At 73.9% G+C, this 17,456-nt stretch carries 18 protein-coding genes, 1 tRNA gene and 1 pseudogene; 10 read left to right on the top strand and 10 right to left on the bottom strand.

Going from position 1 to position 17,456, the window contains the following annotated elements; all coding sequences use genetic code 11:
• Positions 1–89 precede the first annotated feature (89 nt).
• The 3 genes from ACFYYB_RS07420 (at position 90) to ACFYYB_RS07410 (ending at position 2,417) form a co-directional block, all read left to right on the top strand.
• The gene (locus ACFYYB_RS07420; protein ID WP_389433767.1) at positions 90–1,007 is read left to right on the top strand and encodes an NAD-dependent epimerase/dehydratase family protein; all 918 of its coding nucleotides are present in this window, start codon (positions 90–92) and stop codon (positions 1,005–1,007) included.
• Positions 1,008–1,125: 118 nt separating this feature from the next.
• Positions 1,126–1,332, top strand: coding sequence for a hypothetical protein (locus tag ACFYYB_RS07415; protein WP_389433766.1), 207 nt, complete (start codon positions 1,126–1,128; stop codon positions 1,330–1,332).
• Entirely contained in the window at positions 1,329–2,417 is a 1,089-nt protein-coding gene (locus ACFYYB_RS07410; RefSeq protein ID WP_389433765.1) for a hypothetical protein, read from the top strand. The genes ACFYYB_RS07415 and ACFYYB_RS07410 overlap by 4 nt, the downstream gene beginning before the upstream one ends.
• A gap of 59 nt (positions 2,418–2,476) precedes the next feature.
• On the opposite strand, the gene ACFYYB_RS07405 is transcribed toward ACFYYB_RS07410, so the two are convergent.
• Together ACFYYB_RS07405 and ACFYYB_RS07400 are read right to left on the bottom strand one after the other, a co-directional pair.
• The gene (locus ACFYYB_RS07405; protein ID WP_389433764.1) at positions 2,477–3,955 is read right to left on the bottom strand and encodes an SDR family NAD(P)-dependent oxidoreductase; all 1,479 of its coding nucleotides are present in this window, start codon (positions 3,953–3,955) and stop codon (positions 2,477–2,479) included.
• A 56-nt stretch (positions 3,956–4,011) separates the two neighbouring features.
• Positions 4,012–4,479, bottom strand: coding sequence for an SgcJ/EcaC family oxidoreductase (locus ACFYYB_RS07400; RefSeq protein ID WP_389433763.1), 468 nt, complete (start codon positions 4,477–4,479; stop codon positions 4,012–4,014).
• 96 nt (positions 4,480–4,575) lie between these two features.
• On the opposite strand from ACFYYB_RS07400, the gene ACFYYB_RS07395 reads away from it, so the two are divergent.
• Together ACFYYB_RS07395 and ACFYYB_RS07390 are read left to right on the top strand one after the other, a co-directional pair.
• A complete protein-coding gene (locus ACFYYB_RS07395; RefSeq protein WP_389433761.1) occupies positions 4,576–5,070 on the top strand; it encodes a MarR family winged helix-turn-helix transcriptional regulator in 495 nt (164 codons plus the stop codon).
• 118 nt (positions 5,071–5,188) lie between these two features.
• A complete protein-coding gene (locus ACFYYB_RS07390) occupies positions 5,189–6,697 on the top strand; it encodes a DUF1906 domain-containing protein (protein ID WP_389433760.1) in 1,509 nt (502 codons plus the stop codon).
• Positions 6,698–6,703: 6 nt separating this feature from the next.
• Here ACFYYB_RS07390 and ACFYYB_RS07385 read toward each other — a convergent pair whose 3' ends face one another.
• From ACFYYB_RS07385 to ACFYYB_RS07370, 4 genes are read right to left on the bottom strand one after another with little or no spacing between them, the layout of a single operon-like run.
• Entirely contained in the window at positions 6,704–7,243 is a 540-nt protein-coding gene (locus tag ACFYYB_RS07385) for a pyridoxamine 5'-phosphate oxidase family protein (RefSeq protein ID WP_389433758.1), read from the bottom strand.
• A 36-nt stretch (positions 7,244–7,279) separates the two neighbouring features.
• Positions 7,280–8,008 (bottom strand): vWA domain-containing protein, encoded by a 729-nt coding sequence (locus tag ACFYYB_RS07380; protein WP_389433757.1) that lies wholly within the window; start codon positions 8,006–8,008, stop codon positions 7,280–7,282.
• Positions 8,009–8,059: 51 nt separating this feature from the next.
• Positions 8,060–9,145 (bottom strand): acyl-CoA dehydrogenase family protein, encoded by a 1,086-nt coding sequence (locus ACFYYB_RS07375; RefSeq protein ID WP_389433756.1) that lies wholly within the window; start codon positions 9,143–9,145, stop codon positions 8,060–8,062.
• Positions 9,142–10,839: a FadD3 family acyl-CoA ligase gene (locus ACFYYB_RS07370; protein ID WP_389433755.1), complete on the bottom strand. Its 1,698-nt coding sequence runs from the start codon at positions 10,837–10,839 to the stop codon at positions 9,142–9,144. Before ACFYYB_RS07370 ends, ACFYYB_RS07375 begins: the two co-directional genes overlap by 4 nt.
• A gap of 102 nt (positions 10,840–10,941) precedes the next feature.
• Between ACFYYB_RS07370 and ACFYYB_RS07365 the strand changes: the two are divergent.
• Positions 10,942–11,355: pseudogene (locus ACFYYB_RS07365) on the top strand (flavin reductase family protein); the annotation flags it as partial.
• A gap of 47 nt (positions 11,356–11,402) precedes the next feature.
• On the opposite strand, the gene ACFYYB_RS07360 reads toward ACFYYB_RS07365, so the two are convergent.
• Positions 11,403–12,059, bottom strand: coding sequence for a helix-turn-helix transcriptional regulator (locus ACFYYB_RS07360; protein WP_389434941.1), 657 nt, complete (start codon positions 12,057–12,059; stop codon positions 11,403–11,405).
• Between the two features lie 116 nt (positions 12,060–12,175).
• Between ACFYYB_RS07360 and ACFYYB_RS07355 the strand changes: the two genes are divergently transcribed.
• From ACFYYB_RS07355 to ACFYYB_RS07345, 3 genes are read left to right on the top strand one after another with little or no spacing between them, the layout of a single operon-like run.
• Complete coding sequence (locus ACFYYB_RS07355; protein ID WP_389433753.1) at positions 12,176–13,306, top strand: LLM class flavin-dependent oxidoreductase; 1,131 nt, start codon at positions 12,176–12,178, stop codon at positions 13,304–13,306.
• A 4-nt stretch (positions 13,307–13,310) separates the two neighbouring features.
• Complete coding sequence (locus ACFYYB_RS07350; protein WP_389433752.1) at positions 13,311–14,042, top strand: SDR family NAD(P)-dependent oxidoreductase; 732 nt, start codon at positions 13,311–13,313, stop codon at positions 14,040–14,042.
• Positions 14,039–14,932 carry an alpha/beta hydrolase gene (locus tag ACFYYB_RS07345; RefSeq protein ID WP_389433751.1) on the top strand — a complete coding sequence of 298 codons (894 nt, stop codon included), beginning with the start codon at positions 14,039–14,041 and terminating at the stop codon, positions 14,930–14,932. The genes ACFYYB_RS07350 and ACFYYB_RS07345 overlap by 4 nt, the downstream gene beginning before the upstream one ends.
• Positions 14,933–14,941: 9 nt before the next feature.
• Here ACFYYB_RS07345 and ACFYYB_RS07340 read toward each other — a convergent pair.
• Positions 14,942–15,016: transfer RNA gene (locus ACFYYB_RS07340), tRNA-Ala, on the bottom strand.
• A 67-nt stretch (positions 15,017–15,083) separates the two neighbouring features.
• On the opposite strand from ACFYYB_RS07340, the gene ACFYYB_RS07335 reads away from it, so the two are divergent.
• Positions 15,084–15,404, top strand: coding sequence for a hypothetical protein (locus ACFYYB_RS07335; RefSeq protein WP_389433749.1), 321 nt, complete (start codon positions 15,084–15,086; stop codon positions 15,402–15,404).
• A 225-nt stretch (positions 15,405–15,629) separates the two neighbouring features.
• On the opposite strand, the gene ACFYYB_RS07330 is transcribed toward ACFYYB_RS07335, so the two are convergent.
• On the bottom strand, positions 15,630–16,787 hold the full coding sequence (locus tag ACFYYB_RS07330; RefSeq protein ID WP_389433748.1) for an acetyl-CoA C-acetyltransferase: 1,158 nt from the start codon (positions 16,785–16,787) through the stop codon (positions 15,630–15,632).
• A gap of 15 nt (positions 16,788–16,802) precedes the next feature.
• Positions 16,803–17,438: a TetR/AcrR family transcriptional regulator gene (locus tag ACFYYB_RS07325; RefSeq protein WP_389433746.1), complete on the bottom strand. Its 636-nt coding sequence runs from the start codon at positions 17,436–17,438 to the stop codon at positions 16,803–16,805.
• Positions 17,439–17,456: the final 18 nt, after the last annotated feature.

The following is a 17,456-nucleotide window of genomic DNA, read 5'->3' as shown; positions in this document are numbered from 1 at the left end:
ACATTCGGGCCACTACTGTACGGGCCTGCCCGGGGTGAGAGTTGATCCATCGCGTGAACAACTCGCGCCATCCGCAAGGGAGTACGGCCATGTCCGTGCACGTCGTCACCGGCGCCGGCCCGATCGGCACCGCCACCGCCCGCCTGCTCGCCGCGTCCGGCGAACGGGTCCGTGTCGTCACCCGCGGCGGCGGCGGGCCCGAGCATCCGCTCGTCGAGCGGGTCGCCGCCGACATCACCGACGGCGACCGCCTCACCGAGCTGCTCCGGGGCGCCCGCACCCTCTACAACGCGGCCGCTCCCGCCTATCAGGACTGGCGCACCGCCTTCCCGCCCCTGGCGGCCTCCCTGCTCGCCGCCGCCGGGCGGGCCGGCACGGACTACGTGATGCTCGGGAACGTCTACGGGTACGGACCGGTCGACGGGCCGCTGTCCCCCGGGCTGCCCCTGCGGCCGACCTCGGACAAGGGGCGGGTGCGCGCCGCGATCTGGGAGGAGGCCCTGGCCGCCCACGAGGCCGGGCGGGTGCGCGTCGCCGAGGTCCGGGCCAGTGACTACCTCGGGGACCGTGCGCTCTCGCTGTTCACCTGGACGGTCGTCCCGGCCGTGCTCGCGGGCACGGAGGCCCTGCTCCCGGTCGGCCTGGACGAGGCGCACGCCTGGTCCTACGTGGACGACGTGGCCCGCACCCTCATCGCGGTCGGCGGCCGGGAGGACACCTGGGGCCGGGCCTGGCACGTGCCGTCCACCTCGGAGCTGTCCGTGCGGGCACTGGCCGACCGGCTCGCCGAGACCGCGGGTGCGCCGGAGCCGCGGCTGCGGCGGATGACGCCCGGGGAACTGGCCGAGCAGGTCGCCCGGGACGCGGTGATGGCCGAGATCCCGGAGATGGCGTACATGTACGACGCGGCGCTGCGCCTCGACGCCTCCGATACCGAGGCCGTGCTCGGCGTACGGGCCACCCCGCTGGACCTGGTGCTCAAGGAGCTGGCCGGAGGCGGCAGTTGATGTCTCCCGCCAGCCCTACCCGCGAGTATTGACTATTAGTCAATTCAGGCCCACGCTCGATGCGAGCCGTCGTGTCGTCTCTGGTGTGGGAGGTCGTCCCGTGCGTACAGATGAGGAAATGGGTCGTTTGGGCGGGGAGTTGGGCGGAGCCCGGCCTCCCGCGTCGTTCGCGGAGCTGGACGCCGGAGAGCTCGCGCGGCTCGCCGAGGCGCTCAAAGCGGAGCGGGCGCGCCAAGCCGAAGGCCTGAACCAGGCCGCCGAGGAGGCGCTGGGGCTGGTCCCCGCCCTCGCGCGCGGGGCCGTGCGCAAGGTGCTGTTCCGGTGAGCCGCGCCGAAGTGGAGAAGATCGCCCGGCTGGTGGGCGCGGACGCCGGAGAGCTCGGCTTCCTGCGCGGGCTGCCGGACGAGGACGTACGGGCGTTCCGCGAGCAGGTCAGCGGCGTACTGAACGACGGCGCCCCCGAGATGCTCGACCGGATCGCCGCCGCGACCAAACTGGTGCCCGCCGGCATCGCGGCCGCCATCTCGCAGAAGGCGCTCGGGCCCCGGCTGGCCGCCGGCGTGGCCGGCCGGCTGGAGGCGGGCCGGGCCGCCGCCATCATCGAGAAACTGCCCGTCTCCTTCACCGCCGAAGCCTGCGGACACCTGGACCCCCGGAAGATCTCCGGGATCGTCGACCGCCTCGACGAGGGGCTCGTCGTACGCATCGCCACCACCCTCGCCGAGAACCGCGACCACCTCACCATGGGCCGGTTCGTCGGCCACATGCGGGACCAAGTGCTCCGCCGGATCCTCGACCAGGTCGACGACGCGGCGGTGCTGCGCGCCGGCTTCTACGTGGACCTGCCCGAGCGGCTGCCCCGGATCCTGGAGCTCATGGGCGACGACCGGCTCGCCGCGGTCGTCCGGGCCGCTGCCGCCGAGGGGCTCTGGGAGGAGGCCCTCGGCGTCGCCGCGATGGTCGGCGGCGACCAGCGGCTGCGGATCGCCGAGCTCACCGCCCGCCTCGATGCCGCCGAACTCGACTCGCTCGTACGGGTGACGCACGCCGAGGGCCTGTGGGAGTCCCTGCTCCCGCTCGTGGCGCTGCTCGGCGAGGAGGACCGGCTCGCGGTGGCCCGGCTGGAGTCCCTGCGGGACCCGCTGGTGCTGGCCGGAGTGGTACGGGCCGTCGTGGCCACCGCGCTCTGGGGCGCCTTCCTGCCGCTGGTCGGCGTACTGCCCGAGGAGGCGCGCAAGGTGGTGGCCGATGCCGCCGCCGGGCTGGGCGACACGGAGCTCGAAGGGCTCGTACGGGAGGTCGGCGAGCAGGACCTGTGGGAGCTGGTGCTGCCCCTCGTCGAGCTCATGGAGGAGGCGGGGAAGGAGCGGATCTTCGCCCTGCCGGCCTTCCAGGAGCAGGAGGAGTAGCGGAGCGTCCCGGGGCGGTGCCAGGCGTCGCGGGCCCGGCAAGATCCGAAAGAGACGGCCTAGCGGCTGAGCAGCGCCAGCAGAGCGCGGCGCGGGAGCAGGCGGGCGGCGAGGACGAAGAGGGAGTTCGCACGTCCGGGGACGACGGTCGGCCGGGTGGTGCGGCGGCCCAAGGCGCGCAGGGCGGCGCGCACCACGGCCTCCGGGCTCTGGACCAGGGCGGCCGGAGCGTCCTGGTGCCGCCCGGCCGGGGCCTGGGCCGGGGGCGTCGACTCCGGCTGCGGCCCCGGCTCCGCGGCGGTGGGGCCGGGGCAGAGGGCCATGACGTGGACGCCGCGGGGGCGTTGCTCGTGCCAGAGGGCTTCGGAGAAGGCGGTCACGAAGGCCTTGCCGGCGCTGTAGACGGCGAGGCCGGGGGACGGGGCGCCGCCGAGGGTGGAGGAGACGTTGACGAGGGCGTCTCCGCGGCGGGCCCCGGAGAGGAAGGCGTGCGCCAGCGTGACGACGGCGTCGCAGCCCAGGCGCGTCGCGGCGAGGGCGTCCCGCGGGTCGGACCCGGCGAAGGGCCCGTGGTGGGCGGTGCCGGCGCTGTTGACCAGCAGGTTGACGGGGTGTCGGCGCAGCTCGGCGGCGACCAGCCCCTGCCCCTCGGGAGTGGACAGGTCGGCGGCCAGCCGGCGGTGACCGGGCCCGAGCTCTTCCACGAGGGCGCGCAGCCGGTCCTCGCCCCGGGCCACGAGGGTCACGGTCCAGCCGGCCGCCGCGAGTTCGCGGGCGAAGGCCCGGCCGATACCCGAACTGGCCCCGGTGACCAGGGCGGTGCGCGCCGTCACTTCTCGGCTCCGGGCACCGTGCCGGGCGACAGGAGGAAGGACGCCCGCTCCATGACCGGCTGCCGCCGGGTGTTCTGGAACGCGGCGATCCGCCATTGTCCGTCGCTCTCGCGGGTCAGGGTGTACGTCTGGACCTTCGACAGTTCCCGCCGGCCGCCCGCCCTCGTAGGTGTCGCCGCGGCTGGTGACCACGGCCGCGTCCGGGCCGAGGAAGCGGATGCCCAGGATCGAGTCGGCCAGCTTCGTGCCCTTGACGAAGCCGCCGAAGAGGGCCCGGTGGGCCTCGGTGATGTCGCCGCGGCCCTGGTAGTGGGTGCCGACGTACGTCGTGTACGTGGCGTCCGGCGTGAAGTGGGCTCCGTACGCGTCGGCGTCGGCGGCGCCCCAGGCCCCGGCGAGCGAGGACAGCACGCCGCAGACGGCGTCGCGGTCGCCCGTCACGCCCCCGGCGCCGGTGGCGGTGACGGCCGTGCAGGCGGCGGAGCCGGTGACCTTGACCTCCGAGGTGCCGTCGAGCCACAGGTAGCCGCCGCCGGCCGTGAGGCCGAGGGCGAGCGCGGCGCCGATCAGGGCGCGCTTGAGCGTGCGCCCGCGGGGGCGGGGCGCGGGCGGGGCCGCCGGGCCGGTGCCGGGGGAGGAGTCGGGTGCGCAGTCCGGGTCGGTGCTCGGGGCGCTGGTGCGGTCGTCGGTACGGACGGTGGTCATGCGGGCTCTCCGTAAGGTCGTCGGGGTGGGGCCGGGCGAGGGGGCGCTGCGCACGGTCAGCGCTCGGCGGCCGGGACGAGGTCCGGGGCGAACCGGTAGGACACGGCCTCCATCAGGGGCTTGCGCTTGGTGTTCTGGAACGCGGCGATCCGCCATGACCCGTCCGCGTCGCGGACGAGGGTGTACGTCTGGATCTTGGTGAGCTTCGCCGGGCGCTTGCCCTTGTAGGTGTCCCCGCGGCCGTTGACCACCGCCGTGTCCGGCCCGTAGAAGCGGACGTCGAGGATCTCGTCCGCCAGCCGGGTGCCCTTGAGGAAGCCGGCGAAGAGGGCGCGGTGGCTGTCCACGATGTCGCGGCGGCCCCGGTAGAAGGTGCCGACGTAGGTGATGTACGTGGCGTCCTCGGTGAACAGCGCGCCGTACGCCTCGGCGTCGTGGCGCTCCCAGGCGGAGACGAGCCGGTCGAGCACGGTCCGGACGGCGGTGGAGGCGGCGGCTACGGACTCGCCGGTGGGCTGCTGCATGACGGACCACTCCCCATGTGATTAGACTGACGCAGATACTGACTGAACACAATATCTGCATGTGTGCAGATATAAAGGTAGGAGGCGATCCCGAGAATGGCAACAGGCGGCGGCGGCCCGGACGCGCACACGAACTTCCGGCAGTACCTGGACGCCGTCGGGCTCCAGGGCCTGGCCAGCGCCGAGGCGGCCGGACTGCACACCTCCGAGTGGTACGCGCTCAGCCTCATCACCCTGGAAGGGAGCCTGTCCTCCGGCGAGCTCGCCACCCGCACCGGGTTGACGACGGGTGCGACGACCCGGCTCATCGACCGCCTCGAACGGGCCGGTTACGCCCGTAGGGCCGCCGACCCGGGGGACCGGCGCCGGGTCATCGTGGAACCCGTACCGGACGCGCTGGACCGCATCGAGGACGTGGTCGGACCGGCCCGCCGGCACATCGCGGCAGTGATCGGCTCCTACACCCCGGAGCAGCAGGCCCTGCTCTTCGACTACTTCGCCCGCGCCGCGCCCGCGTTCCGCGCGGCCACGGAGGAGATCCGCGCGGCGGCCGGGCCCCGCCGGAGCAAGGGCCGCCCGGCGGCGGAGTAGGGGAGCGGGGGAGGAAGGGGGGCTGGTCGCGGTGCGGTGCGGCCGTCCCGTCAACACGTGAGCACGGGCTCTCGTGCCTCTGCGGCAACCCCCGGGCCTTCTGGTAACAGTGGGTCACATGCTCCCCTCCCACATGCTGTTGAGCTGCCTGCTGGGCGCCGCGCTGCTCGCTCCCGTCCCGCTCGGGACCGCCGAGAGCCGCACCGGCACCGGCGCCGAGAGCCCCACGGCCGAGAGCCACGGCGCCGACGGCCGCACCGTCGACTACCGCGGGCTGCGCCTCACCGTTCCCGCCGACTGGCGGGTCGTCGACCTCGATCGCAACCCCGACGCCTGCCTGCGCCTCGACCTGCCCACCCTGTACCTCGGGCACGCCGGCGGCCAGGGCGAATGCGCGGCCGGCCGCGCCGCGGCCCCCCGCTCCGACACCCTGCACCTGGAGCCGCTCGACGGGGCCCCGCCGCGCGCCGACATCCCCACCGTCGGAGGCGACGAGGGGGACCCGCTGCCCAAGGTCCGGGGCGACAGCAACGAGATCCGCTACGCCCTGCGCCGCGCCGGGGTGATGGCCACCGTCTCCTACGGGTCCACCCCCGAGGCCGTCCGCGCCGTCCTGACGCGGGCCCGCGCCCTCACACCCCCGGCCGCCCCCGGTCCGGTTCCCGTCGATCCGGTCGGCGTGGTCGGCGGGGGGTCCCGCACGACCGTCCAGGCGCCCTTCACCGGCGAGGGGTTCGACGCCTGTACCGCCCCCACCCAGCGCACCATGGACGCCTGGCGGTCCGACTCGCCCTTCGGCGCCGTCGGCGTCTACATCGGCGGCCGCGCCCGCGCCTGCGCCCAGCCGCAGCTCACCGCCGGATGGGTGAGCCGGCAGGCCGGGGCGGGCTGGCACCTCATGCCGATCTGGGTCGGGCCCCAGCCCTGGAACAGCTCCTCCACGGGGCTCTCCACCGACGCCTCGGAGGCCAACGAGCAGGGCCGGGCCGAGGCCGAGGGCGCGGCCCACGCCGCCGCGGCGCTGGGCATGGCCGAGGGCACGGTCCTCTACAACGACCTGGAGAACTACTCGGACCGGGCCACCTGGGACGCCCCCGTCGTCGCCTACCTCACCGCCTGGACGGTCCGCCTGCACGAACTGGGCTACGGGGCCGCCGCCTACGTCTCCGCCAGCTCCGGGGCCAAGGCGCTGAGCGCCCACTTCGCCCAGGCCCCCGAAGCCATGCCCGACGTGCTGTGGGTGGCCCGCTGGAACGGCGCGGCCTCGGTCACCGACGCCGACATGGGACTCCCGGCCGGGACCGGGCAGTGGACGGGGGGCCGCCGCGCCCACCAGTTCCGGGGAGACCACGACGCCACGTACGGGGACGTGACGCTCAACATCGACCGGAGCTGGCTGGACGTCGGCGCCCAGACCCCGGCCGGGGCCCCTGCCAAGGCCCCGAAGGGTCCGAAGACACCGGGCAAGGCCAAGAAGGCTCCCGCCAAGTCCCCTGCCAAGTCCCCGGCCGGCTCCGCGCCCAAGTCCCCGGCCGGCTCCCCGGCCAAGGCCCCGGCCAAGGCGTCCGCCAAGGCGCCCGCCAAGACCCCTGCGGTCGTCCCGGCGCCGTCCCCGGCCAGGGTCTAGCCCCGCTCAGCCCGCCGCGGGTTCCTCGCCCGCCGCGGGCTCCTCGCGGGCCGGCTCGTCGTCATTGCCCCGGCGCAGGGTGCGCAGTCCGTGCTCCGGGGTCCACGAGCGGACCACCAGGTCGTCGCCCTCGACCCCCACGTGCACCACCTCGGTCAGCTCGGCGCGGAACAGGTCGAAGGGGTGCGGGGTGTCGTTCTCCTCGGCCTCCTCCGCGTACCGGTGGAGCTCGGGCTGTTCCACGATCTCCACCGCGCGCCCGGCGATCCGCACGTCCCCGTCGGGCATCGCCTCGTCCGCGCCCGGGTTGGTGTGCAGGGCGAAGCGGGGATCGCGCCGCAGGTCCTTCCCCTTCATCGAGCCCGGCATCATGCCCAGCCACAGCTCGCCGCCGCGGATCTCGACGTTCAGTCCGGTCGCGCGCGGGGAGCCGTCCTTGCGCAGGGTCGCCAGGACGTGGTGCGGGAACTGCGCGAAGCGGGCCCGGACGGCCGCCGCGAAGTCCGGTTCCGCCTTTTCGAATACGGCCCAGTTGTTCGTCGTCATGCGTCCATCAAAGCGCGGGGCACCTGCGCCCGCCGCTCAGGCGCGCACGATTCCCGCAGCCCGGGCCGCCGCCAGCCATCCGGGGAACTCCCCGACCAGCCGGTCGTACAGTTCCGGGTCCGCGACCGTGCGCGGGTCGGGGCCGGCGTGGAAGTAGCCCGCGTTGTCCACCACCCGCTTCTGCGGCACGGGCAGTTCGTCCAGCCGGCGCAGGAAGTCGAACTGCGAGCTGCGGGTGTTGCCGAAGCCGACGAACTGCCAGAAGAGCGGCAGCCGGGCCGCTTTGCACAGGTACTTCTCGGCGGCGAGCTTGTTGATCGGGCCGCCGTCGGTCTGGAAGACCACGAGCGCGGGGAGGGTGGACCCGGAGTCCAGGTAGTGGTCGATCACGGCGTCCATCGCCGCGTGGTAGGCCGTCTTGCCCATGTGGCCGAGGCCGGCGGCGATCGCGGTGACCCGCCCCTCGTGGCCGGCCAGGGAGATCTCCTCGACCGCGTCGACCTCGGTGGAGAAGAACACGACCGGCACGCGGGCGTCGTCGTCCAGGTGCGCGGAGAGCCCCAGCACCCGGTCGGCGAGGGCCTGCACGCTGCCGTCCTCGTAGTACGGGCGCATGGACCCCGAGTAGTCGAGCACCAGGTAGACGGCGGCCCGCCCGCCCTCCAGGCCGTGGTTGCGGAGCGAGGTCCCGGCGCTCTTGTACAGGCTCACCAGCGCCGGGGCGGTCTCTTCGATCTTCCGGAGGTCTATCGCGCTGCCCGTCATGGGGCCGAGGGTACGACAACCCGCGCCATCCGGGCCCCGGTCGTCGGCGCGTCACCCTGTCGGGAGGAACCCCAGTCTTCCCGCCAGCCGTTCACGGTGTGCGGCCGGGGAGCCGAAGAGCAGGGCCGAGCCGTGGGCCCGCTTGAAGTACTCGTGCGCCTCGTGCTCCCAGGTGATGCCGATGCCGCCGTGCAGCTGGATCATCTCGCCCGCCACATACGCGTACGCCTCCGAGCAGGCCGACTTGGCGGCGGCCGCCAGGTCGGGGGCCGCGTCGGCGGCGGCCGCCGCGAGGGCCAGCGAGCGGGCGCCCTCCACCGCGGTGTGCAGGTCGGCGAGCCGGTGCTTGACCGCCTGGAAGGAGCCGATGGGCCGCCCGAACTGCACGCGGTCCTTCGCGTACCGGACCGTCACCTCCAGCGCCCGCGCGGCCGCCCCCGCCTGCTCGGCGGCGAGCGCCGTACAGGCCAGGTCCCGGACCCGGGCGAGGACCCCGGCGCCGTCGGGCGAGAGCAGCCGGGCCGGGGTCCGGTGCAGGGTGAGCTCCGCGAGGGGCCGGGTGCGGTCCATCGTGGACCGTACGGTGAAGGCCGCCGGCGCGGCGAGGAGTTCGAACAGCCCGAGCCGGCCCGGGGCCGTGCCGGCGGCGGCGTCCGGCCGGGCGAACGCCAGCAGCAGGGACGGTTCGGCCGGGCCCGCCAGGACGTACCGCTTCGTGCCCGTGAGCAGCCAGTCCGCCCCGGCGGGCTCGGCCCGGGCGGACAGGGCGTCCGCCTCCCAGCCGCCGTCCGGGGTCTCCGCCCAGGCCAGGGCCCCCACGACCGTGCCCTCCGCCAGGTGCGGCAGGTGCTTCGCGCAGGCCTCGCGGTCGCCGGACGCGAGCAGGGCCGCCACCGTCAGCACCGCCGAACCCAGGTACGGTACGGGGCTCAGCGCGCGCCCCAGTTCCGCCATGACCACCCCGACCTCGGCCGGCCCGCAGCCCAGCCCGCCGTACTCCTCGGGGACCGCCAGCGCGGCCGCGCCGATCCGCGCGGTCAGCGGAGCCCAGGCCGTGTGGCCGGGGTGGCGGGCCAGGACGGCCCGTACCGCGTCCCGGAGTTCCTCCTGCTCGCCGGTCGGCTGTAGCGGCCTCATGCCGACTCCCCTCGCGCCGCGCGGCGCAGCTCCGTCTTCAGCAGCTTGCCGCCCGCGTTGCGCGGGAGCTCCTCCAGCAGGGTGAACCGCCTGGGCACCTTGAAGTTGGCCAGCCGTTCCCGGGTCCAGGCGGTCAGCTCTTCGGCGGTGACCGGCCCGGTGGTGACGACGTAGGCCACCCCGACCTCGCCGAGCCGCTCGTCGGGGGCGCCGACGACCGCCGCGTCGGTGATGGCGGGGTGGGTCAGCAGCACGTTCTCCACCTCCGCCGGGTAGGCGTTGAAGCCGCCGACCACGTACATGTCCTTCAGCCGGTCGGTGATGGCGAGGTAGCCCCGCGCGTCGAGCACGCCGATGTCCCCGGTCCGAAGCCAGCCGCCGGGCAGCACGGCTTCGGCGGTGCTCGCCGGGTCGTCCAGGTAGCCGGGGGTGACGTGGTAGCCGCGGACCTGCACCTCGCCCGGCTCCCCGGCGGGCAGCACCGCGCCGAGCGGGTCGGTGATCCGTACCTCGGTGTCCGGCAGCGGCCGGCCGACGGTGTGGGCGAGGGTCCACGCGTCGGCGTCGGTGGGGCAGACGGACACGACCCCGCCGGACTCGGTGAGCCCGTACGCGGTGAACACGTCGGGCGCCCCCAGTTCGCCGCGGATCTCCTCGACGAGGGAGGTGGGCACCGAGGCGGCCCCGGTGCCGGCCAGGCGCAGTGCGGACAGGTCGTGGGCGGCCCGTGCCGGGTGGCGGATCAGGCCGTGGAAGACGGTCGGCGGGCCCATCAGGCAGGTCACGCGCTCGGCGGCCATGCGGTGCAGGATGCGGTCGGTGTCGTAGACGGCCTCGGGGAGCATGGTGACCCCGCGCAGCAGGCAGGCGAGCACCCCGGCCTTGTAGCCGAAGGTGTGGAAGAAGGGGTTCACCAGCAGGTACCGGTCGCCGGGGCGCAGGCCGACGAGGCCGGACCAGGAGGCGTAGAGCCGCAGGGTCTGGCCGTGGGTGGTCATGACGCCCTTGGAGCGGCCGGTGGTGCCGGAGGTGTAGAGGATGTCGCTGAGGTCGTCGGGGCGCACGGCGGCGGCGCGCGCGGCCCGCTCGGCCTCGGGCACGGCCTCGCCGGCGCGCAGGTAGGCCTCCCAGGAGACACCCGCGCCCGCGTCCCCCGTGCCCGCGTCCCCCGCGCCCGCGTCCCCCGTGCCCTCTTGGTCCGCCCCGCGTCCCTCGCGCCCGTCGCGCAGGATCACCGTGGAGGCGAGCGCCCCGAGGTCCTCGCCGGAGGCGTGCAGGTCACGGGCGTAGTCGGTACCGAGGAACCCGCGCTCGGTGAGCAGCACTCGGGCCCCGCTGCGCCGGATGATGTCGGCGGCCTCGGCGGGCTTGTAGCGGGTGTTGACCGGTACGAGGACCGCGCCGGCGCCGACCGCGCCGAGGGCGGCGGTGATCCACCGGCGGCTGTTGGGGGCCCAGATCGCGACCCGGTCGCCGGGGCGGACGCCGTGGGCGATGGCGGCGCGGGCGGCCGCGGAGATCTCGGCGGCGAGGCGGGCGAAGGTCCAGCGGACCTCTCCGTCGGCGAGCGCCTCGCGCTCCCCGTACGCGGCGGCGGCGTACTCGGGGAGCCGGGCGAGCGTGACGGGCGGCTGCGGCGACGGCGGCTTCGGCCGTGCCTCGGGCCGGGGCGGCGGCGGGGGTGGTGGTGGCATCGGATCGGACCCTCCCTACTTGACGAGCGAGCGTGGGCGGTATCCAATCACAGGTGTTTCGGTTAGGCATATACCTAGTAGAAATAATCAGGGAGGGTTCTCATGAGGGAGGCAGCCATGTCCGACATGAAGTCGGTCCTGTCCAGCTTCTGTACCGGCGTCGCCGTCATCGCGGCACGCGGAGCCGACGGCCGCCCCGTGGGGATGGCCGTTCAGTCCTTCTCGTCCGTGTCCCTGGACCCTCCGCTGGTCTGCTTCTGCCCGGCGCGCACGTCCTCCACCTGGCCCCTGATCCAGGCGGCGGGGGCCTTCGCCGTCAACATCCTCGCCGCCGACCAGCAGGAACTGTGCCGCCGCTTCGCCGTCACCGGGGGCGACAAGTTCGCCGGTGTCCCCTGGCGGGCCGGCGGCAATGGCGCGCCCCTGCTGGACGGGGTCCTCGCCACCGTCGAGTGCGATCTGGAGGCGGTCCTGGACGGCGGCGACCACGCCATCGCGCTGGGCCGGGTCACCGCCCTGACGGCGCACCGCGAGGGCGCGCCGCTGCTCTACTTCCGGCGCACCTACGGGCGCTTGCCGGGCTCGCCCGGCGCCGGGTCCGAAGCGGGGGCCGGGCCGCGCCCGCTCTCCAGCGCTGTGACGTCGGCGAGGTCGTCCAGCATGGCCGCGGCCAGGTCGCGCTCGGACGCGTAGTACCGCTCGGCCCACTTGAGGGTGAGCGTCGGGTAGGCCCACGAGGCCTCTTCCCGGGCCCCGTCCGCGTCGGCCACCGCGCGCCGCCGCATCTTCTCCGCGAACTCCTGGTGCTGTACGAGGACTTCGCGCATCTGCTCCGGCTCCAGCAGGTGGCCGAGCCACAGCCGCAGCATCGGTCCGTGCTTGAGCACCGGCGGGTCGACGGGTGCCTCGCGCGCCCAGCGCCGTACGGCCGTCATGCCCTCGTCCGTGATCCGGTACACCCGCTTGTCGCGGGTGCCGGTCTCCTGGGCGACCAGCCGCGAAGAGGCGTAACCGGCCTTCTCCAGCCGCTTGAGCTCGCTGTAGATCTGGCTGAAGGACGGACTCCAGTAGAAGAAGCGCAGCGACCAGTCCGACCACTTCTTCAGGTCGTAACCGGAGAGCTCCTCCCCGAAGGAGAGCAGCCCGAGCACCGCCCAGCTGGTCGCGGGGAGCGTGCGCCCGTTCGTGTCTTCTGCCGCCTCGTTGGTCACGCAGCGCAGTCTACGACCGGTCTGCGCGGCGGCCCTTCCCCCGGCCCGATATGACTGCTAGAAGTATTCCTATTCGAAATACATTACCGACGTGCCGTGCGCAGCGCACGGCTGGGAGGCACCCCGTGAAGTTCTCGATGATCTTCGAGGCGCAGCTCGTCGACCCGACGCCCGAACGCGAGCGCCAGGTCATCCACGACTGCGTCGAACAGGCCGTGTTCGCCGAGGAGATGGGCTTCGACCGGATCTGGGCCGTGGAGCACCACGCCCTCACCCAGTACGCCCACATGAGCGCCTCCGAGATCTTCCTGACCTGGGTCGCAGCCCGGACCGAGAAGATCCGCATCGGCCACGGCGTCGTCACCATGCCCTTCGGCTACCAGCACCCCGTGCGCGTGGCCGAACGCGCCGCCATGCTCGACGTGCTCTCCGGCGGCCGCGTGGACATCGGCGCCGGCCGCGGCGCCACCCGCCAGGAGATGTCCATGTACGGGGTCCGCCCCGAGGACACCTACCCGCAGATGGAAGAGGCGCTGCGGATCTTCTCCTCCGCCTGGCGCGAGGAGAAGTTCGAGTGGCACGGCTCCATCGACATCGGCCCCGGCGCGATCCTGCCCCGGCCGGTCCAGGACCCGCACCCGCCGCTCTTCATGGCCTGCTCCAAGCACGACACCCTCAAGCTCGCCGCCGAACTGGGCATCGGAGCGCTCGTGATGGGCTTCGCCGGAGCCGACGACGTGCGCGCCATGCGCAAGGTCTACGACGAGGCCATCGCCACCCGCACCGGCGCCAGCTTCGTCTCCACCGAGGTCAACGACCACCTCTCCGCGCTCTGCCCCACCATCGTCCTCGACGACGCCGAACGCGCCCTGCGCCTGGGCACCCGCGGCCAGCGCTTCTTCGCCGAGTCCATCGCCCACTGGTACGGCAACGCCCCCGAACCCACCGGCTACTCCGAGGACGAGACCGCCGAGGAGCACGTGGCCGCACTGGACCGGGGCCGCGAGGAGCTGGTCGCCAAGCTCCACGGGGCGAACATCCCGGCCCGCCCCGTAGACACCGGCACCTACAACGCCGAGCATGCCTACGGCAACGCCCAGACGGCCATCGCCTACGTCGAGCAGCTGCGCGAGATCGGCGTCGACGAGGTCATGTGCCTGATCCAGATGGGCACCGTCCCCCAGGAGGCCTGCATGGAGACCATCCGCCAGTGGGGCGAGACCGTCATCCCGCACTTCCGCGCACTGGAGGGCTGACCCCATGGCCATCTCCCTCGACGGCAAGGTCGTCGTCATCACCGGCGCCGGACGCGGCCAGGGCGCGGCCGAGGCCCGGCTGTGCGCCGAGGCCGGAGCGCGGGTCGTGGTCACCGACATCCGGGAGGAGGAGGGCCGCGAGGTCGCCGCCTCGCTCGGCGGCCAGGGGCTCTACGTGCGCCACGACGTGGCCGACGCCGACAGCTGGGCGGAGGTGGTCCGCGAGGCCGTACGCGCCTTCGGCACCGTCTCCGCCCTGGTCAACAACGCCGCCCTGTGGCGCACGGCCCACGTGGAGCGCCAGGGCCTGGAGGACTTCGAAGCCCTGCTCCGGGTCAACCTCCTCGGACCGTTCCTCGGGATCCAGGCCGTGGCCCCGGTGCTGCGCGCCGGCGGAGGCGGCTCGATCGTCAACGTCTCCTCCACCGCCGGACTGGTCGGCATCCCGGGCCACGCGGCGTACGGCTCCAGCAAGTTCGCCCTGCGCGGGCTCACCAAGTCGGCCGCGCTGGACCTGGCGGGGGACCGGATCAGGATCAACTCCGTGCACCCGGGAGCGATCGACACCCCGATGGTCAGCGAGGCCGTCGCGGGACGGGACTGGTCGCACCTGCCGCTGGGGCGGATCGGGCGGCCCGAGGAGGTCGCGGAGCTGGTCCTCTTCCTCTGCTCGGACGGGTCCTCGTACATCACGGGCGCGGAGTTCACGGTCGACGGCGGGATGACCGCGCGATGAGCGGCGCCGACCGGCTGTCCCCGGCGGCCCGCCGGCTGTGCGACGCGATGGCGGCCGCCTTCCCCGGACCGGGGGATCCGGCCGCCCTGCGCGCGGCCGCCGCCGGCTCCCCGGGCGGCGGCGCGGCGGTGGCCTCCGTACGGGACGCCGACGCCGGCGGGGTCCCCGTCCGGATCTACGATCCGGCGCCGGGCGGCGGCGGGGGCCGCCCGCTGACGGTGTTCTTCCACGGCGGGGGCTGGGTGATGTGCGGCCTGGACACCCACGACGCGCTGTGCCGGGCCCTGGCCGTGGCCTCGGGCGCGGTGGTGGTCTCCGCGGACTACCGCCTCGCGCCCGAACACCCCTGGCCGGCCGCGCCCGACGACGCGCTGACGGTGCTGCTGTGGGCCCGGGCGCGGGCGGCCGCACTGGGCTGCGACCCCGCGCGGCTGGTCGTCGCCGGGGACTCCAGCGGAGGCAACCTCGCGGCCGTGACGGCCCTGCGGGCCCCCGGACTGGTCGCCGGTCAGCTGCTGTTCTACCCGCCGCTGGACGCCTCGATGGAGCATCCGTCGGTGGCCGAGTTCGCGGAGGGGTACTTCCACACGGCCGCGCACATGGCCTGGTACTGGGACCAGTACGGCGGCGACCCGGACCACCCCCACGTCTCCCCGCTGCGCGCCCCCGACCTCTCGGGGCTGCCGCGCACGCTGCTGGTGCTGGCCGACTGCGACGTCCTGCGCGACGAGGGCCTGGCCTACGGGCGCCGGCTCGGCGAAGCCGGAGTCGACTGCGGGATCCAGCTGCTCCCCGGTGTCTTCCACGGCTTCCTCGGCCTGCCGCTGCCGGCGGCGGCCTCGGCGATCGGGGCGGCGGGGGCGTGGGTGGCGGCGACGGTCGCGAAGTAGGGGGAGGGGGGCTGGGCGGCCGGATTCGAACCGGCGTCCTCCTCCATGCTGTGTAGGCGCACTACCTCTGTGCTACGACCCAGCCCTTGCTCCGGATCCTAGGCGCGGCCCCGGCGGGTGCGCACACGAATATCCCCGGCATGATGTGCGCATGTCGATATCGGCCCCGGGGGCCTTGGCGCGCAACTCCCTCGCCCTCGCAGCGGAGTTCGCCGCCGCGCTGCTGATGCGCGGCGCCCAGCCGCACTGGCTGCCGATCCTGCTCGGCCTGGTCGCCCTCGTGTCGGGACTGCCCCACGGCACCGATGCGGGCTTCGTCCACCGGGTCGTGCTGGCGCTGGGCGCGGTGGTGATCGCGCTGTGCGCTGCTCGCGCCTGGGACGCACCCGACCCGCTGCTCTGGCAGATCCTGACCGGCGGTCTGGTCCTGGCCCAGACGGTTTCCCTGACCTGCCTCTCGCGTCGCGGGTAGCCGCTGCGCGGGGCGAGGTCCCCTACCCGCCCTTCGCCCGTTCCCCGGGGCTGTGCCCCGGACCCCTGGGGCGCCGCCCCAGACCTCGCGCCTCAAACGCCGGCGAGGCCGGATTCTCCAGCCCCTCCGGCGTTTGAGGAGCGGGGGTCCGGGGGCTCGTCTCCGGGAACGGCGCCGCGCGTGAGCACGGACCGCGCCCTGGGCCGGCCCGCGCTCCGCCGGAGGCTAGAGCCGCTCGATGATCGTGACGTTGGCCTGGCCGCCGCCCTCGCACATCGTTTGGAGGCCGAAGCGGCCGCCCGTGCGCTCCAGTTCGTGCAGGAGGGTGGTCATCAGCTTGACGCCCGTCGCGCCCAGGGGGTGTCCCAGGGCGATCGCGCCGCCGTTGACGTTGACCCGCTCCGGGTCCGCGCCCGTCTCCTTCAGCCAGGCCAGGGCCACCGGGGCGAAGGCCTCGTTGATCTCGACCAGGTCGATGTCGGAGAGGGACATGCCCGTCTTCTTCAGGGCGTACGCCGTCGCCGGGATCGGCGCCGACAGCATGCGGATCGGGTCCTCGCCGCGCACCGACAGGTGGTGGATGCGGGCTCGCGGGCGCAGTCCGTGTTCCCGTACCGCCCGCTCCGAGGCCAGCAGCATCGCCGCCGCGCCGTCCGAGACCTGGGAGGAGACCGCCGCGGTGATCGTGCCGCCCTCCATGACCGGCTTCAGCCCCGCCATCTTCTCGAGGGTGGTGTCGCGGCGCGGGCCCTCGTCCACCGCCACCTCCCCGTACGGCACGATCTCCCGCTCGAAGCGGCCCTCGTCGATCGCGCGCAGCGCCCGCTGGTGGGAGCGCAGGGCGAACTCCTCCATGTCGAGGCGGGAGATGCCCCACTTCTCGGCGATCAGCTGGGCCCCGTAGAACTGGTTGACGGGGGAGTCCCCGTACCGGGCCCGCCACCCCGCCGAGCCCAGGTAGGGGCCCTCGGTGAAGCCGAGCGGCTCCGCCGCCTGCCGCGAGGCGAAGGCGATCGGGATCATCGACATGTTCTGGGTGCCGCCCGCGACCACCAGGTCCTGCGTCCCGGACATGACGCCCTGCGCCGCGAAGTGCACGGCCTGTTGCGAGGATCCGCACTGGCGGTCGATGGTGACGCCCGGGACCTCCTCGGGGAGTCCCGCCGCCAGCCAGGCCGTCCGGGCGATGTCGCCGGCCTGCGGCCCCACCGTGTCGAGGCAGCCGAAGACCACGTCCTCCACGGCCGACGGGTCGATCCCGGACCGTTCGACGAGCGCCTTGAGGACGTGCGCCCCCAGGTCGGCGGGGTGGACCTCGGACAGGCCCCCCTTGCGCCGCCCCACGGGGGTGCGTACCGCTTCGACTATGTAGGCCTCGGGCATCAGAACTCCTCAGGGTTACGTGCGTGTGGCGATGCCGTCCAGGACCATCGAGAGGTACTGGCGGGCGATCTCCTCGGGGCTGTGCTGGCCGCCCGGCCGGTACCAGGACGCCGCCACCCACACCGTGTCGCGCACGAAGCGGTAGGTGAGGCGGATGTCCAGGTCGGCGCGGAAGACCCCGTCCGCGACCCCGCGCTCCAGCGTCCCCAGCCACGCCTTCTCGAACTTGACCTGCGAGTCGGAGAGGTAGTGGAAACGGGGCTGGACCGACAGGGTCCGGGCTTCCTTCTGGTAGATGGCGACCGCGGCGCGGTGCCGGTCGATCTCCCGGAACGATTCGGTGACGAGGGCCTCGATGGTCTGCCTGGGTCCGAGACCGGCGGCGAGGACGGTGTCGTACCCCTCCCACAGCTCGGTCAGGAAGGCGGAGAGGATCTCGTCGAGCATCGATTCCTTGGAATCGAAGTGGTAGTAGAGGCTGCCGGCGAGCATGCCGGCGGCGTCGGCGATCTTGCGGACGGTGGTGGCGTTGTAGCCCTGCGCGGCGAAGACCTCGGCGGCGGTGCCGAGGAGTTCGCGGCGGCGTTCGGGCGACGCCGTCACCTGGGGCTTCTTCTTGGCCGTCGATGCGATCGGCTTGTTCGTTGGCACCCGGCCATTCTCGTCATA

The organism is Streptomyces sp. NPDC002886, assembly GCF_042888445.1.
Classification (GTDB): Bacteria; Actinomycetota; Actinomycetes; order Streptomycetales; family Streptomycetaceae; genus Streptomyces.
This window is presented reverse-complemented; position numbering and strand designations above follow the sequence as displayed.